Consider the following 16,153-nt stretch of genomic DNA (forward strand, 5'->3'; position numbering starts at 1 on the left):
TCGTCGTCAGCTTCGCACTGGCCGCGCTGCTGGTGGTCGGCGGCTTCCTGTTCGGCCCGGCCCAGGACGACGGCCGAATCGAGCCGATCTCGTCCGGATCGCTGGCGACGTTCCTGCTCGCCGCCGCGCTGATCGTGGTCAGTTGCGGCCACAGCGACGCGGCGATGAGCGTGTTCGCGCTACTGGTCGCCGCGACGCTCGGCATCGCCTGGCGCGCGGCGTCGGCGACCGCGGCTGTCGCGGCCGCGGCGGCGCTGGCCGCGTTGGTGTTTCTGGCGTGGGTGGTGCAGACGACGCCCGAACTCCTGGTGCTGCAGGGCGCGCCGCTGCCGGGCATCGACGCCGATCCGCTCGCCGGCTCGGTGACGACGCATCTGATCGTGGCGGCGCTGTTCGCAATCGGCTTCGGCGGCGCCGGGTTGCTGGCGCAGGGGCGTAGTACCAACGCCGCGGTACCGGTGGTGTGGGCGGCGTCCGGCGTGTTCGCGCCGCTGGCGCTGCTGATCGCGCTGTATGCGCGCATCGCCCACCTCGATCGCTCGATCCCGTTCGCGATCGTGGCGGTGCTGCTCGCCGCCGCATTCGGTGCGGCGACCGAGGCACTCAATAAGCGCGAGCAGCGGCCGGGCCTTGCGATCTCGACCGCGCTCTACGCCACCGGCACGCTCGGCGCCTTGGCGCTGGCGCTGACCTTCGCGCTGGAAAAGGGCTGGCTGACGATCGCGCTGGCGCTGATGAGCGCCGCGACCGCCTGGATCTCACTGCAGCGGCCGATCCCGTTCCTGCGCTGGCTCGCCGCGATCCTCGCCGCCATCGTGGTGGCGCGGATCGGCTGGGAGCCGCGCATCGTCGGCGATGCAGTCGGCACCACGCCGATCTTCAACTGGCTGCTGTGGGGCTACGGCGTGCCGGCGGTCTCGTTCTGGCTGGCCAGCATCTGGCTGCGCCGGCGCGGCGACGACGTGCCGCTGCGCATGATCGAATCCGCCGCGATCCTGTTCACCGTGCTGCTGGCGTTCCTGGAGATCCGCCACGCGGTGAACGGCGGTGACGTGTACAGCGACAACGCCGGACTCACCGAGGTCGCGCTGCAGGTCTGCGTGTCGCTGGCGATGGCGATCGGACTGGAACGGCTGCGCCGTCGCAGCGGCAGCATCATCCACAACGTCGCCGCGGTGCTGCTTGCAGTGTTCGCCGCGCTGGCCAGCCTTGGCGGATTGCTGCTGTTCGAGAACCCGCTGTTCTGGTCGGCCTATATCGGCGGCGCTGTGCTCAATCAGTTGCTGCTCGCTTACGCCGCCCCGGCACTGCTGGCGCTGCTGTTGTCCTACGCGGTCGCGGGTGTGCGTCGCCCGTCCTACGCCAACAGCTTTGCGGCTCTCGCGCTGCTGATGGGCCTCGCTTACGTCTCGCTGGAAATCCGGCGGCTGTATCAAGGCCCGGTGCTGTCGATCGGCGACACCAGCGACGCCGAGCAATACACCTATTCGCTCGCCTGGCTCGGCTGCGGCGTGCTGCTGCTCGGCGCCGGCCTCGTCTTCGACTCGCAACGCGCCCGCCTCGCCTCCGCGGTGGTGATCGGATTGACGATCTGCAAAGCCTTCCTGATCGACATGTCGACACTGACCGGCGTGTACCGCGCGCTGTCGTTCATGGGCCTCGGCCTGGTGCTGGTGGCGATCGGCTGGCTGTATCAGCGCATCCTGTTCCGGTCGCGGCCAGCGCCGCAGGAGCAGCAGATGCAGACGGAGTGATGGGCCTGCAGAGTGACAAGCCTGCGATATCCGCGCAGCCTCTCCCCGTCATGCCCGGCCTTATGCCGGGCATCCACGCCTTGCTGACGGAGACGCAGAAAAGGCGTGGATGGCCGGGCCTTCGCCGCGCCGAAAGGGGCTCCGGCCCCGCAGGCGGGACGAGCCCGGCCATGACGAAGTCAGTGCAGAGCAACTAACCGGCTGAAGCATGTGTCGCGTAGTGGATGCGTCGCGACCTCCGCAAGCACTGAGCCCTCATCCTGAGGAGCCCGGCACAGCCGGGCGTCTCGAAGGATGGTGCCACGCCGTAACAGTGGCCCATGCTTCGAGACGGCGCTGCGCGCCTCCTCAGCATGAGGTTGTGCGTGTGGCGAGCGTTCGAGACGCCTTGCTGATCAGTCCGTCGAACGCCGCAGTTCCGATGCCGCCTCGACCTTGGCGGCTTCCTTCGGGGCTTCGAGGCGGGTGGCTTCGACGCGGGGCGTCGGGACGCTGGCGACGACCTCCTTGGGGGCGGCGTCGGCGGAACGCGCCGGGCGCGGGGCGCGGGGCTGACGGGCGAGCGCGCGGGCCATCATCATCTGGCCCGTGCCCTGGTGGCGGAAGTCGCAATAGGCAAAGCCCATGCCCGACACCGAGCCGCGGAAGCTGCGCTCGCTGGTCTTGTCGAGGTTGAAGCAGGGATCGAACGGGATGCCCTTGATCGATGCGCAAATCGACTGGCCGCGCACCTGCAGCGTATTGCCCGGCAGCCGCATGAAGCGGTTCGGGCCGGAGCCGGAGAATTGCACCGAGCCGGCGGCGCCGCCGTCGTCGAACACGCGGCGGGCGCCGCGCGTCCCATCGAAGCAGGTGAAGGCGAACACCTTGCCGGAGACAAACTTGCGCGCTTCGTCGGCGTTCATCGAACCTGCCATCGCCGGCAGAACGGTGGCGCCAGCCATCAGGGCTCCGTAAACGAAACGCACGAACATGCCTGAACTCCTACTGGCGCGGGGTTTCTTCCGTTAACCCGCTCCTTACCATACAAACTGCGGCAACATTGGCGCAGCTTGGTTGGTAAAGTCTGAACGCTACGCAATTTTCACCACGATTCGACCGCGCACTTGGCCGGCCAATACTTTGGCACCGGTGTCGATGACCTGATCCAGACCGATTTCCTGGGTCATCTGCCCGAGTTTGGCGCGATCAAGATCAGTTGCGAGGCGGCTCCAGGCCTGCTGACGCTCAGGAAGCGGGCACATCACCGAGTCGATGCCGTAAAGACACACCCCGCGCAAAATAAACGGCGCGACCGACGCCGGCAGATCCATGCCGGCCGCGAGCCCGCAGGCCGCGATGGCGCCGCGATACTTGGTCATCGCCAGCAGATTCGCCAGCGTCGTCGAACCGACGCTGTCGATGCCGCCGGCCCAGCGCTCCTTGCCGAGCGGCTTGCCGGGAGCCGAGAGTTCGTTGCGGTCGATGATCTCGGCGGCGCCGAGCTCGCGCAGATAGGCTTCTTCGGATGTACGGCCGGTCGAGGCGATGACGTGGTAGCCGAGCTTCGACAGTAGCGCGATCGCCACCGAGCCGACGCCGCCGGCCGCACCGGTGACCACGACGGGGCCGTCCTTCGGCGTCAGTCCGTGCTTCTCCAGCGCCAGCACGCTGAGCATTGCGGTGTAGCCGGCGGTGCCGATCGCCATCGCGTCGCGCGCGCTGATGCCATCGGGCAGCCGTACCAGCCAGTCGCCCTTCACCCGCGCCTTCTCCGCATAGGCGCCGAGATGCGTCTCTCCCATCCCCCAGCCGTTGCACACGACCTTGTCGCCGGCCTTCCACGACGGATGCGAAGAGTCGAGCACGGTGCCGGCGAAGTCGATGCCGGCGATCATCGGAAAGCGGCGAACCACCGGCGACTTGCCGGTGACGGCGAGGCCGTCCTTGTAATTCACGGTGGACCACTCGACCGCGACGGTGACATCGCCATCCATCAGCTCGGCTTCATCGAACTGGGTCAGCGCTGCGGTGGTGCTCTTCTCCGCTTTGTCGATGCGGATCGCCTTGAACGTCGCCATGTCGTTTCCCCTGTGGTGTTCTTGAAGACTGCCGGCGTGAGTTAGAGAAAGCCGCGCCCCGCTGTAAAGATCGCTGCGTCGCAGCGATGCAATTCCGATGCTCTGCTGTGACGATTTGATCCTTTGGGCGACTGGCGGAACCCGGACCTGCATGCTATGTTAGATTTGCTCTTAATGAGGATAAATCGTCCCTTCTGAGCGCTCCGGGGTGGAAAGCTCCTCGGTGGCAGTGAACCGTTTGACGCCGGCCCTTCGAGGCCGGATTTCTCAAACCCAATATATGCTCAGATTGAGCATATATTGGAGCGTAACAGGAGGCCGGGATGCCGCTTGCTGAATTGTACGGGCCGGAGAATTTCGGCCAGCCGGCACATGACCGGGCGGCTCCGCTGCACCGCACCGTCCCGACGCCGTCCGAAACCGCGCGCGCGCTGCCGATGCCGTCGCTGGAATGGACGCCCGAGGTCGAGGCCGCGACCGCGCATCTCTATGCGCGCGTGCAGAACGTGATCCCGCCTGTCGAGTGGCCGTTCATGGCACCCTACGTCAAGGCGATCAACGAGCTGAAGCGCGAGCGCGACGCCGTGATCCTGGCGCACAACTATCAAACGCCGGAGATCTTCCACTGTGTCTCCGACATCGTCGGCGACTCGCTGCAGCTGGCGATCGAGGCCACCAAGGTGAAGGCATCGACCATCATCCAGTGCGGCGTGCACTTCATGGCGGAGACCTCCAAGATCCTCAGCCCGGAGAAGCGTGTGCTGATCCCGGATTCGCGCGCCGGCTGCTCGCTGGCGTCGTCGATCACCGGCGCGGATGTGCGTTTGTTGCGTGAAAGATTCCCCGGCGTGCCGGTGGTCGCTTACGTCAACACCTCGGCGGAGGTGAAGGCGGAGGTCGATATCTGCTGCACCTCGTCCAACGCCGTGCAGGTGGTCGAAAGCCTCGGCGTCGACCGCGTCATCATGGTGCCGGATCAGTATCTGGCGCGCTACGTGGCGTCGCAGACGCAGGTGAAGATCATCGCCTGGAAGGGCGCTTGCGAAGTGCACGAGCGCTTCACCGGCGACGAGCTGCGCGTGTATCGCGAGGCTGATCCGAGCGTGAAGATCATCGCGCATCCGGAATGCCCGCCCGACGTGCTGGCCGAAGCCGACTTCACCGGCTCGACCGCGCATATGATCAACTGGGTCAAGAGCAAGCACCCCAAGCGCGTGGTGATGATCACCGAGTGCTCGATGGCCGACAACGTCCAGGCCGAGCTGCCGGACGTCGAGATGGTGCGGCCGTGCAATCTCTGCCCGCACATGAAGCGGATCACGCTGGCGAAGATTCTCGACAGCCTCGTGTACTTGCGCGAGGAGGTCACGGTCGATCCTGCGCTGATCGCGCCGGCGCGCCGCTCCGTGGAGCGGATGATCAATTTGAAGAACTGACGCCGCACCTTGCGGCGAAGCGGACGACGGCGCCTCTGTGCGATCTCCGGCCGTCGTCCGCGCCAAGTGCGTTCGCGAGACAGCGTGTGAGAGTTGGATCGCCGATGAGTATCACTCCCGATTTTGAATCGCTCGGCCGCCACGGCGACATCGTCATCGTCGGCGGCGGTCTCGCCGGGCTGTTCTGCGCGCTGAAGCTGGCGCCGCGGCCGGTGACGGTGATCAGCGCCGCGCCGCTCGGCGAAGGCGCCTCGACGGCCTGGGCACAGGGCGGCATCGCCGCCGCGGTCGGCGAAGGCGACACCGCGGAGTCGCACGCCGCCGACACCATCGCGGTCGGCGCCGGCATCGTCGACGAGGCCGTAGCGCTGGGGCTGGCGCGCGAGGCGGCGCCACGCATCCACGATCTGCTCGGCTACGGCGTGCCGTTCGACCGCGACCTTGAAGGCCGGCTCGCGGTGGCGCGCGAGGCCGCGCATTCAGCGCGCCGCATCGTCCATGTCCGCGGCGACATGGCCGGGCAGGCGATCATCACCGCGCTGACACAAGCGGTGCGCGCGACGCCGTCGATCCGCGTGCTCGAAGGCTGGAGCGCGGAGGCGCTGCTCACCGAGGGCGACGCCGTCAGCGGCCTGCAACTGCGCAAGGTCGGCGGCTCGTCGACGCCGGTGCTGATCGCGACCTCCGCCGTGGTGCTCGCCACCGGCGGCATCGGGCATCTCTATGCGGTGACCACCAATCCGGCCGAAGCCTCCGGCCAGGGTCTGGCGATCGCGGCGCGCGCGGGCGCGCTGATCGCCGATCCGGAGTTCGTGCAGTTTCATCCGACCGCCATCATGGTCGGCCGCGATCCGGCGCCGCTCGCCACCGAGGCGCTGCGCGGCGAAGGCGCGACGCTGATCAACGGCGCCGGCGAGCGTTTCATGCCGGCGCTGCATCCGCTCGCCGAACTGGCGCCGCGCGACATCGTGGCCCGCGGCGTATTCGCCGAAGTCGCCGCCGGCCGCGGCGCGTTTCTCGATGCCACGCAGGCGCTCGGCACCAGGTTCGCGGACGAATTCCCGACCGTCTACGAGAGCTGCGTCTCGGCCGGCATCGATCCCGCAACGCAGCCGATCCCGATCGCGCCGGCGGCGCACTACCACATGGGCGGCATCGCGGTGGATCAGCACGGCCGCAGTTCCCTCGCCGGCTTGTGGGCGGCGGGTGAAGTGTCGTCGACCGGCGCCCACGGCGCCAACCGTCTCGCCTCCAACTCACTCCTCGAAGCCGTGGTGTATGCGGCGCGGATCGCCGAGGACATTGCCGGCCGCGAGTTCGCGGCAAGCAAGAGCCGGATAGATCCGGCGCAGGTTTCGCGAGACGATGCGCATGATCTCGCTCAGGAACAGAGCCTGCGCACGCTGATGTCCGCCAAGGTCGGCGTGATCCGCGAGCGCAGCGGACTGATCGACGCGGTGCGCACTATCGCTCAGCTGGAGCGCAACGCCGCCTCGCCGGCTCTGGCCAACAGCGCGACCGCCGCACTGCTGGTCGCAACGTCTGCGCTGGCCCGCACCGAGAGCCGCGGCGCGCATTATCGCGCGGACTATCCGACCGAGGATCCGGCACAGGCGCAGCGTACCCTCACCACGCTGGCCGAGGCGCGCGCACGCGCCGCCGAATTCTCCAGCGGCGCCGTCATCCTGCCGTTTCCGACCCAGCCGCAGACCGCGCTGGTCTGACATCCTCATCCGTCTGCTTCAGGAGCAGCCTTCATGACCCCGACCGCCTTGCTGCATCCCGACGCATTCCTGTCGCCGCTCGCCATCGCCGATGCGGTGCGCCGCGCGCTCGATGAGGACCTCGGCCGCGCCGGCGATATCACCTCGCTCGCGACCATCCCCGAGGCGACGCAGGCCCACGCCATCATGGTGGCGCGGCAGGCGGGCGTGATCGCCGGGTTGCCGCTGGCAATCGAAGCGCTCAATCAACTATCGGCCGACGTCGCCATCACCGCCCATGTTCGCGATGGCGAGACGGTGGCGGCCGGCGTGCATCTCTTGACGCTATCGGGTCCGGCGCGGGCGATCCTCACCGCCGAGCGCACCGCGCTGAATTTCGTCGGCCGGCTCTCCGGCATAGCGACGCTGACGGCCGACTACGTCCGCCACACCGCCGGCACCAAGCTGCGGGTCTGCTGCACGCGCAAGACCACGCCGGGCCTGCGCGCGCTGGAGAAATACGCCGTGCGCTGCGGCGGCGGCTTCAACCATCGCTTCGGCCTCGACGACGCGGTGCTGATCAAGGACAACCACATCGCCGTCGCCGGCGGCATCCGTCCCGTGCTGGAAGCGGCGCGCGCCAGGATCGGCCATCTGGTCAAGGTCGAGATCGAAGTCGATACGCTGGATCAGCTGCAAGAGGTGCTGAACACCGGACTCGCCGACGTTGTGCTGCTCGACAACATGGACTTGGCCACGCTGGCGCGGGCGGTGGCGATGAGTGCCGGCCGTGTCGTGCTCGAGGCCTCGGGCGGCGTCACGCTGCAGTCGATCCGCGCCATCGCCGACACCGGCGTCGACTACGTCTCGTCCGGCGCGCTGACGCATTCGGCGCCGAACTTCGACGTCGCGCTGGATATCGACGCGTAGCACGGCGCACACCTCTCCCGCCTGCGGGAGAGGTCGACGCGCGAAGCGCGTCGGGTGAGGGCACTCCTCTCCACGCATGCTGAACTCACTGCCTGGGGCGCCCTCACCCCAGCCCTCTCCCGCAAGCGGGAGAGGGAGCGCGCCGTGCTTGGGGTACGGCCTCACCCCAGCCGCTGCGCACCTCTCCCGTAGGCGGGAGAGGGAGCGCGCTGCCGGTGGTGCGGACTCAGTGGTACTACGTCAGAGCTTAGTTCTTCGCGGCGTTGATCTCGGCCGAGCTTTTGGCGGCTTCCGTGAGTTGTTCGGAGATCGCGGCGGTTTGTTCGGCGGAGCCCCAGCTCGGGGCGTCGCTGCCGTCGCCCCAGGCGCGCGGGCGATAGAAGGTGTGCACGCCGAATTTGTACATCTTCTTCATTTCGTGGACCCAGGACGGACGCACCCAGTAGGCGTGATAGTGCGTCGACTTGGCGACTTCCGGCAGCCACAGCTTGCCGTCGAGCATCGCCGCGGCAATCCGCTTGGCGCGATCCCACATCTCCGGTTCGCGCACCACGTCGGCGATGCGATCGCAGGCGAAGGTGAACTGGCAGGCATAGCGGCGGTGCTTGTTCTGATACACCACGCCGCAGACGTTGGTCGGATAGAAGCCGGAGAACGCGCGGTTCAGCACCACCTGCGCCACCGCAATCTGGCCGCGCACCTTCTCGCCGCGCGACTCGAAATACACCGCTTCGGCGAGACATTTCTCGTGCTTGGCGCGCAGCTTCGGATCGGTCAGGCCCAGCCGCTCGGCCGGGGTGCGAGCGTGGTGATCGACATTCACCTCGCCCTTGCCGGCGATGGTTTCGCCGGCCGCCTCCGGACTAATCGCTGCCGATGTCAGCGGCGACTTCATATCCGGGTCGGCGCCGTTCGGCGCCACGATCATCGGCTCTTCGCCGGGCTCCCACTGCTCGAGCGATTCCTGCATGCCGCCGAGCGAACCCGTGCCGAAGAACAGGCTGGAGGTTTTCACCGTGAACGGATCGCGCGCCGGCGCACCGGGCGCCGCCGCGCTGGCCGAGGCCGGGCCGTGAACCGAATCGATATCGGCACCGTATTGCGGCAGCGGCTCCGAGGTCAGCGCTTCGGCGAGTTCGGGATCGAGCGGCGTCGTATCGCTCGGCGCCTGCTCGGCGGTCTTGGCGCCGGCGACGTTCGGCGCGGCCGAATCGTCGCTGGCCGGCGCCGCTTCGGCCGGCGTCTGGTCCGGCTTGAAAATCGCCAGCCGGTCGCCCTTCAGCGTGCGATCGACGGCGGGAAAGTCGGAGGCCTGGTACTGCGACGGCGGCTGCATCAGCCGGTTGCGGCTGCTTGCGCCGGACAGGCCGAGCTTTCCGTCGAGGCTGGCGAGCTGATAGGTCGAGCCCTGCGGCGACCAGGTGCCGATCGGGCGACCGAACGAGAACGTCGCGACCTGGATCGAGCCGACCGACGAGGCGAACATGCGCTTCTGCCAGCGCTCGGTGACGCCCGGCTGGCGCACCAGCAGCGACGCGATATCCTGATAGCCGATTTCGGTCGGCATCCCCGCGAACACGCAGAGACCGAGGCCGAAGGCCGCAATCCGTGCGACCTTCGGCCGGTTACGCATGACTGACATCGGTACGCTCACGCAACGCTTACTCGGATCCACGTCCGACGATTTCGGACAAGTTGATCGTTGTTGGTGATATCCAATTAAAGTTGCTCAGCGGTTAATCAGCGATGCGCACAGGCCACACGCAAGCCGGACTCGTCATCGCCCGAGGGCGATCGAAAGGCCTGGTAAACGCGGGCTTTTCGAAAAGCGTAAACGAACCGTTGACGCCGCGTCCGCAGATGATGGCCTGTTAACATCCCCCGTGCGCCGTAATGGCCGGGCTTGTCCCGGCTGCGGGGCTGAAGCCGCTTCGGCGCGGCGAAGGCCCCGCCATCTACGCCTTCGTGCATTGCAAGCTGCACGGCGTGGATGCCCGGGACGAGCCCGGGCATGACGATGGGGAGGGGCTGTGGTGACTAACCGGCGACGGGCTTTACCTCTGGCATCGTCCGCCGCAGCGCGACCCCTTTGACCAGTGCGTAGATCGCCGGGATCACGATCAGGGTCAGCAGCGTCGACGACACCATGCCGCCGATCATCGGCACGGCGATGCGCTGCATGATCTCGGAGCCGGTGCCGGTGCTCCACAGGATCGGCAGCAGGCCGGCCATGATCGCCACCACGGTCATCACCTTCGGCCGCACCCGCTCGACTGCGCCGTGCTTGATCGCTGCGGCCAGATCGGCACGGTCGAGCGCCCTGCCCTCCGCGGCGCGGCGCGCGCGCATCTCGTCCAGCGCATGCTCGAGATAGATCAGCATCACCACGCCGGTCTCGGCGGCGACGCCGGCGAGCGCGATGAAGCCGACCACCACGGCGACCGACAGGTTGAAGCCGAGCGCCCACATCAGCCAGATGCCGCCGACCAGCGCGAACGGCAGCGACAGCATCACGATTAGCGTGTCGGCGATCGAGCGGAAGTTGAGATATAGCAACAGGAAGATGATCAGCAACGTCACCGGCACCACGATCTGGAGCCGCGCCGCGGCGCGTTCGAGATATTCGTACTGCCCGCTCCAGACAAGATATGAGCCGGGCGGGAACGTGACGCTGGCCTTCACCGCATCGCGAGCCTCAGTGACGTAGCCGCCGAGATCGCGGTCGCGGATGTCGATGTAGATGTACACCGCGAGCTGGCCGTTCTCGGTGCGGATCGACGTCGGGCCGCGCGCCGGCGTGATGCTGGCGACTTCGCCGAGCGGCACCGCGCCGCCGGCCGGCATCGGCACCAGCACCTCGCGGCCGATCGCCTGCGGGCTGTCGCGCAGGTCGCGCGGGTAGCGCATGTTGACGCTAAAGCGCTGGCGGCCTTCCACCGTGGTGGTGACGGTCTGGCCGCCGAGTGCGGTGGCGATCACGTCCTGCACGTCCTGAATCACCAGGCCGTAGCGCGCCATCGCGGCGCGGTCGGGCGTGATCTCTAGATAGTAGCCGCCGAGTGCGCGCTCCGCATAGGCCGAGGACGTGACGGGTACTTTCTTCAGCACCTGCTCGATCTGCTTGGCGAGTTTCTCGATCTCGCCCAGATCCGTGCCGATCACCTTGATGCCGAGCGGCGTGCGGATGCCGGTCGACAGCATGTCGATGCGCGACTTGATCGGCATCGTCCAAGCGTTGGAGACGCCGGGGAACTGCAGCGCGCGGTCCATCTCGGCGGTGAGGCTCTCCAGCGTCACGCCGGCGCGCCACTCCGTCTTGGGCTTGAGGTTAATGATGGTCTCGAACATCTCGGACGGCGCCGGGTCGGTCGCGGTCGCGGCGCGGCCGGCCTTGCCGTACACCGAGGCGACTTCCGGGAACGAGCGGATGATGCGGTCCTGCGTCTGCAGCAGCTCCGCCGCCTTGGTAATCGAGATTCCCGGCAGCGTCGTCGGCATGTACAGCAGCGTGCCCTCGTTGAGGTTGGGCATGAACTCAGTGCCGAGCTGCCGCGCCGGCCAGATCGTCACGACAAGAATTGCGACTGCCGCGAGGATCACCAGCAGCTTGGCCTTGAGCACGGCATCGATCGCCGGCCGATAGATTGCGATCAGCACGCGGTTGATCGGGTTCTTGTGCTCGGGGACGATGCGGCCGCGGACGAAGATCACCATCAGGGCCGGCACCAGCGTCACCGACAGCAGCGCCGCCGCCGCCATCGCGAAGGTCTTGGTGAACGCCAGCGGGCTGAACAGCCGGCCCTCCTGCGACTCCAGCGTGAAGATCGGCATGAACGACACGGTGATGATCAGCAGGCTGAAGAACAGCGCCGGCCCGACTTCCGCCGCAGCCTCGATCAGCACCTCGACGCGCGGCTGCTCCGGCGGCGCGCGTTCCAGATGCTTGTGGGCGTTCTCGATCATCACGATCGCCGCGTCGATCATCGCGCCGATCGCGATCGCGATGCCGCCAAGGCTCATGATGTTGGCGCCGATGCCGAGCAGCTTCATCGCCCCGAAGGCGATCAGGATGCCGACCGGCAGCATGATGATCGCCACCAGCGCGCTGCGCACATGCAGCAGGAACACGATGCACACCAGCGCCACCACGATACTCTCTTCGACCAGCGTGCTCTTCAGCGTCGCGATCGCCGCGTCGATCAGGTGGGAGCGATCGTACACCGGGACGATCTCGACCGACTTGGGAAGGCTTGAGGCGATCTCTGCGAAGCGCTTCTTGACGTTGTCGATGACGTCGCGGGCGTTGACGCCGAAGCGCTGCAGCACGATGCCGCTCGCAACCTCACCCTCGCCGTTCAGCTCGGTGAGACCGCGCCGCTCGTCGGGGCCGAGTTCGACGCGGGCGACATCGCGCAGCAGCACCGGCGTGCCGCCGGTCACCTTCAGCACGATATTGCCGAGATCGTTGATGCCCTTGAGATAGCCCTTGCCGCGGATGACGTATTCGAACTCCGATAGCTCCACAGTGCGGCCGCCGACATCGGCGTTGCTGGCGCGGATCGCGTCGCGGATATTCGGCATGGTGATGCCGAGGTCGCGCATCCGCTGCGGGTCGAGCACGACGTTGTACTGGCGGACGAAGCCGCCGACGCTGGCGATTTCGGCGACGCCTTCGGCGCGGGCCAGCGCAAATTTCAGATTCCAGTCCTGGATGGCGCGGGTGTCGGCGAGGTTCAGCTCCTTCGACATCACCGCGTATTGATACACCCAGCCGACGCCAGTGGCGTCCGGCCCGATCGTCGGCGTCACGCCGCTCGGCAGCCGCGACGCCGCGCCGTTGAGGAATTCGAGCACGCGCGAGCGCGCCCAATAGATGTCGGTGCCGTCCTCGAAGATCACATAGACGAACGACACGCCGAAGAACGAGAAGCCGCGCACCACTTTCGAGCGCGGCACCGTGAGCATCGCGGTCGTCAGCGGATAGGTGACCTGATCCTCGATCACCTGCGGCGCCTGGCCGGGATAGTCGGTGTAGACGATCACTTGCGTGTCGGAGAGATCCGGGATGGCGTCGAGCGGCAGGTGCTTCAGCGCATAAAGGCCGGCCGCCGCCGCGAAGCCGGCGCCGAACAGCACCAGCAGCAGATTGCGCGCGGACCAGCTGATCAGACGTGCGATCATGGCTGCGCTCCTTCGGCCGAGAAGGTCTTGAGCGCGGCGTTGAGATTGCTCTCGGCGTCGATCAGGAAGTTGGCAGAGGTCACCACCGGCTCGCCTTCGCTGAGGCCGTCGCGGATCTCGACGGCGCCGCTGCCGCGCTGGCCGGTGTGCACTACGCGCGGCTCGTAGCGACCGTCGCCCTTGTCGACGAACACGATGCGCTTGCTGCCGGAATCCAGCACCGCGCTGTCCGGCACCGCCAGCACCGGCGCAGCGCTGCCGCTGTCGATTTCGGCATCGACATACATTTCCGGCAGCAGTGCCAGATCCGGATTGTCGAGCTCGATCCGCACCCGCGCGGTGCGCGCCTCCTTGTTGAGCTGCGGATAGATCAGCTTGACCTCGCCGTGGAAGCTGCGGCCCGGAAACGACCGCGCGCGGATCATCACCATCTGGCCCGGCGCGACAGCGCCGAGGTCGCGCTCGGCGATCTCAATCGTCGCCCACAGCTTCGAGATATCGGCGATGCGGAACAGCACGTCGCCGGGCTGCGCCCGCATGCCTTCGATCGCAGTTCGCTCCAGCACGACGCCGTCGCGCGGCGCCTGCCATTCGATCGTCACCGGCGCCACGCCGGTCTTGTCCATCGCGGCGATCGCCGCCTCCGGCACGTCGAGATTGATCAGCCGCTGGCGCGAGCCGCGGCCGAACAGCGGCACACTGCTGGTGGTCTTGGAGCCGATCGTCGAAATGTACTCGGCCGACGCGGCCGCGATCGCCGAGCTGTAGATCTGCATCAGCGGCTGGCCCTTGGTGACGCGGCTGCCGGTGGTGACGTCGGCGACGCTCTGCACGAAGCTCTCCGCGCGCATCGCGATCACCGAGACGCGGCGTTCGTCGAGCTGGATCACACCGGGCGCGCGGATGATGGCGCGGAGCTGCTTGCGCGTCGCTGGCTCCGACCTGACGCCGCTGCGCTGGATCTTGCCGGGCGACAGCTTCACCGCGCCGTCGTCGGCATCGTCGCCCTCGTAGACCGGGATGTAGTCCATCCCCATCGAGTCCTTCTTCGGCACCGGCGAGGTGTCGGCAAGGCCCATCGGGTTGCGATAGAACTTCACCGTGCGTGTGGTCGACACCGGTGGCTGCGGCGGCATCTGCGGCGCGTCGTCGTCGAAATTCACATCGGCACTGGCCGGCACCGGCCGGAAATCGCGGCCGTCGGCGGTCTTGCGCGGCGTCAGCGAGTAGGCCGGCTTGCCGTCGGGGTCCTGGTAATAGATCGGCTCGTCGCTGCTCTGCTGCGCCGCGGCCGGCGCGATCAGCGACGTCGAAAGATGCAGGTGCTCGCGCACACCCGGCAGGCCGCCCACCGCCACCGCAATCGCTGCGGTGGCGGCGGCCGCGAGGCCGATGCGGCTCACTTGTTGGCCGTGATGACCAGCTTGCCTTCGACCGTGCCGGTCTCGCCCTGCACCTTGGCGCCGAGCGACAGCAGCCAGCGACCCTCCATGCCGAACGCCGCCTTGAACCGGTAGGTGCCGGGCTCGCCGCCCGGCTCGCGCACGATCTTGGTGGCCATCTCGGCCATGCCGTCCGGCGCCATGTCGAGCCGCATCGCGAAGATCACCGCATCCGGCACCGGCTTGCCGGTGGTCTTGTTGATCAGTTGCACGGTGACGAGTTTGTCGCGGCCGACCGAGACGGTCGGCTCGGCGAGGCGGAATTCGTAGTCCTTGATGTCGGCGAACGAGGGCGCCGCGAAGCCGAGCACGGCCACGCCGACGAGCGCGGCCCGCAGGGCTCGCGAAAATGCGGTGTTCATGTGAGTAACCTCTGATCAGTTGATCTGGCCGCAGACGCGGCAGCAATAGCGTCGCGCGACCTCAGTCACGCGACGAAGCGCGGCGCAGGGCGCCGCTCAGACCAGCGATCGAGGTGGATGTTCGGGCGGCGGATGACCCAAGCCGTCCGGAGCGAAGTCGGCGCTCGCGAGGGCGACGCCGCCCGTCAGGATCGGCAGCGGCACGGCAACCGTTCCCGTCATGCCGGTGAGAAAACCGCCCGAACAACCGGCCATCGACAGACACTTGCCGCAATCGGCCGGTGACTTCGGAGCTTCGGGTGGACAGCACGGCATCTCGGCGACTTCGTCGAACCCGGACGCGGACATTTGGTCCATCGCCGCGGCGGCCGCGTCTTGGCCGGCCATGGCGTGATGCGTCATCGCAGCCATCGCGGTGCCGTGTCCGGCCATGTCGTGGCCACTCACGCCGCCCATCACCGTCGACGGCCCGCCGGCCATCACCGGGCGCGCCAGCGGCGCCAGCACAAGGCCGGCGACCATCACGGCCGCGAGCAGCCGGCGTATGGCGAGGAACAGGGTCACGGTGTGCAAGATCGCATATTTTGCGGCGGCGCGGAAGATGCGGGGAGGACCGGAGGCAGGCGGCTCAGGCTAGACACTTCGGCGGAGCACCGCCTCTCCCCGTCATTGCGAGGAGCGCAGCGACGAAGCAATCCAGCCCCGTGCGCGGCGCTGGATTGCTTCGCTTCGCTCGCAATGTCGGGGAGAGTCCTCGTCGTGACGGAGAGGACACGCTTTGATGGGCAAGCAGGAGAGTAACCCAGCCCTCTTCGGTCATCGCCCGGCTTGACCGGGCGACCCAGTATTGCAGAGCGCCAATTGCTTATAACGAGCGCACTGGGATACTGGGTCACCCGCATGCGCGGGTGATGACGGTTGGGTGATGACGGTTGGGTGCTGGGGCTGAGCGCAGCGCCTCAGCGCTACGCTCGAGTTTTGCGGTCTGCGCAGCTTACGCCTGGCTGGCGATCGCCTTGCCGAGCGCCGCCTGCGCCGCGGCGAGGCGGGCGATCGGGACGCGGTAGGGCGAGCACGACACGTAGTTGAGGCCGACTTCGTGGCAGAACGCCACCGAGGCCGGGTCGCCGCCGTGTTCGCCGCAGATGCCGAGCTTGAGGTCGGGGCGGGTCTTGCGGCCGCGCTCGACCCCGATCTTGACCAGTTCGCCGACGCCGTCGCGGTCCACCGAGACGAATGGATCGACAGCGAAGATGCCCTTCTCGATATAGGTGCCGAGGAAGCT

The 16,153-nt window shown here is 67.5% G+C and carries 12 protein-coding genes; 4 read left to right on the plus strand and 8 right to left on the minus strand.

What is annotated here, in order from left to right; translation table 11 throughout:
* The coding region (locus tag ACOJTD_RS10400; RefSeq protein ID WP_420132841.1) for a DUF2339 domain-containing protein at positions 1-1,754 on the plus strand (1,754 nt) is incomplete at its 5' end.
* Between the two features lie 395 nt (positions 1,755-2,149).
* Here the strand turns inward: ACOJTD_RS10400 and ACOJTD_RS10405 are convergent.
* Positions 2,150-2,728, minus strand: a complete 579-nt coding sequence (locus tag ACOJTD_RS10405) for a hypothetical protein (protein ID WP_420132842.1) — start codon at positions 2,726-2,728, stop codon at positions 2,150-2,152.
* Between the two features lie 99 nt (positions 2,729-2,827).
* Entirely contained in the window at positions 2,828-3,814 is a 987-nt protein-coding gene (locus tag ACOJTD_RS10410) for an MDR family oxidoreductase (protein WP_420132843.1), read from the minus strand.
* 323 nt (positions 3,815-4,137) lie between these two features.
* Here ACOJTD_RS10410 and nadA point away from each other — a divergent pair, with 323 nt between their 5' ends.
* The 3 genes from nadA (at position 4,138) to nadC (ending at position 7,883) form a co-directional block, all read left to right on the plus strand.
* Positions 4,138-5,250, plus strand: a complete 1,113-nt coding sequence (gene nadA, locus ACOJTD_RS10415; RefSeq protein ID WP_420132844.1) for a quinolinate synthase NadA — start codon at positions 4,138-4,140, stop codon at positions 5,248-5,250.
* 104 nt (positions 5,251-5,354) lie between these two features.
* Entirely contained in the window at positions 5,355-6,974 is a 1,620-nt protein-coding gene (locus ACOJTD_RS10420; protein ID WP_420132845.1) for an L-aspartate oxidase, read from the plus strand.
* A gap of 33 nt (positions 6,975-7,007) precedes the next feature.
* The gene (nadC, locus tag ACOJTD_RS10425; RefSeq protein ID WP_420132846.1) at positions 7,008-7,883 is read left to right on the plus strand and encodes a carboxylating nicotinate-nucleotide diphosphorylase; all 876 of its coding nucleotides are present in this window, start codon (positions 7,008-7,010) and stop codon (positions 7,881-7,883) included.
* Between the two features lie 247 nt (positions 7,884-8,130).
* On the opposite strand, the gene ACOJTD_RS10430 is transcribed toward nadC, so the two are convergent.
* From ACOJTD_RS10430 to ACOJTD_RS10455, 6 genes are all read right to left on the minus strand, one after another.
* Complete coding sequence (locus ACOJTD_RS10430; RefSeq protein ID WP_420132847.1) at positions 8,131-9,525, minus strand: cell wall hydrolase; 1,395 nt, start codon at positions 9,523-9,525, stop codon at positions 8,131-8,133.
* Positions 9,526-9,920: 395 nt separating this feature from the next.
* A complete protein-coding gene (locus tag ACOJTD_RS10435; RefSeq protein ID WP_420132848.1) occupies positions 9,921-13,064 on the minus strand; it encodes an efflux RND transporter permease subunit in 3,144 nt (1,047 codons plus the stop codon).
* Entirely contained in the window at positions 13,061-14,467 is a 1,407-nt protein-coding gene (locus ACOJTD_RS10440; RefSeq protein ID WP_420132849.1) for an efflux RND transporter periplasmic adaptor subunit, read from the minus strand. The genes ACOJTD_RS10435 and ACOJTD_RS10440 overlap by 4 nt, the downstream gene beginning before the upstream one ends.
* Positions 14,464-14,868 (minus strand): FixH family protein, encoded by a 405-nt coding sequence (locus ACOJTD_RS10445; RefSeq protein WP_420132850.1) that lies wholly within the window; start codon positions 14,866-14,868, stop codon positions 14,464-14,466. The genes ACOJTD_RS10440 and ACOJTD_RS10445 overlap by 4 nt, the downstream gene beginning before the upstream one ends.
* Positions 14,869-14,964: 96 nt before the next feature.
* Positions 14,965-15,441: a hypothetical protein gene (locus ACOJTD_RS10450; RefSeq protein ID WP_420132851.1), complete on the minus strand. Its 477-nt coding sequence runs from the start codon at positions 15,439-15,441 to the stop codon at positions 14,965-14,967.
* Between the two features lie 421 nt (positions 15,442-15,862).
* Positions 15,863-16,153 (minus strand): putative PEP-binding protein (locus ACOJTD_RS10455; RefSeq protein ID WP_420132852.1); only part of this gene is annotated, 291 nt, incomplete at its 5' end.

The organism is Rhodopseudomonas sp. (genome assembly GCF_048594845.1).
In the GTDB taxonomy this organism is placed as follows: domain Bacteria; phylum Pseudomonadota; class Alphaproteobacteria; order Rhizobiales; family Xanthobacteraceae; genus Rhodopseudomonas.

Excerpts from the sequence above, each read along its gene's own strand:
- ACOJTD_RS10405 (WP_420132842.1), bottom strand. The coding sequence starts at position 2,728 with ATGTTCGTGCGTTTCGTTTACGGAGCCCTGATGGCTGGCGCCACCGTT.
- ACOJTD_RS10410 (WP_420132843.1), bottom strand. The coding sequence starts at position 3,814 with ATGGCGACGTTCAAGGCGATCCGCATCGACAAAGCGGAGAAGAGCACC.
- nadA (WP_420132844.1), top strand. The coding sequence starts at position 4,138 with ATGCCGCTTGCTGAATTGTACGGGCCGGAGAATTTCGGCCAGCCGGCA.
- ACOJTD_RS10420 (WP_420132845.1), top strand. The coding sequence starts at position 5,355 with ATGAGTATCACTCCCGATTTTGAATCGCTCGGCCGCCACGGCGACATC.
- nadC (WP_420132846.1), top strand. The coding sequence starts at position 7,008 with ATGACCCCGACCGCCTTGCTGCATCCCGACGCATTCCTGTCGCCGCTC.
- ACOJTD_RS10430 (WP_420132847.1), bottom strand. The coding sequence starts at position 9,525 with ATGTCAGTCATGCGTAACCGGCCGAAGGTCGCACGGATTGCGGCCTTC.
- ACOJTD_RS10435 (WP_420132848.1), bottom strand. The coding sequence starts at position 13,064 with ATGATCGCACGTCTGATCAGCTGGTCCGCGCGCAATCTGCTGCTGGTG.
- ACOJTD_RS10445 (WP_420132850.1), bottom strand. The coding sequence starts at position 14,868 with ATGAACACCGCATTTTCGCGAGCCCTGCGGGCCGCGCTCGTCGGCGTG.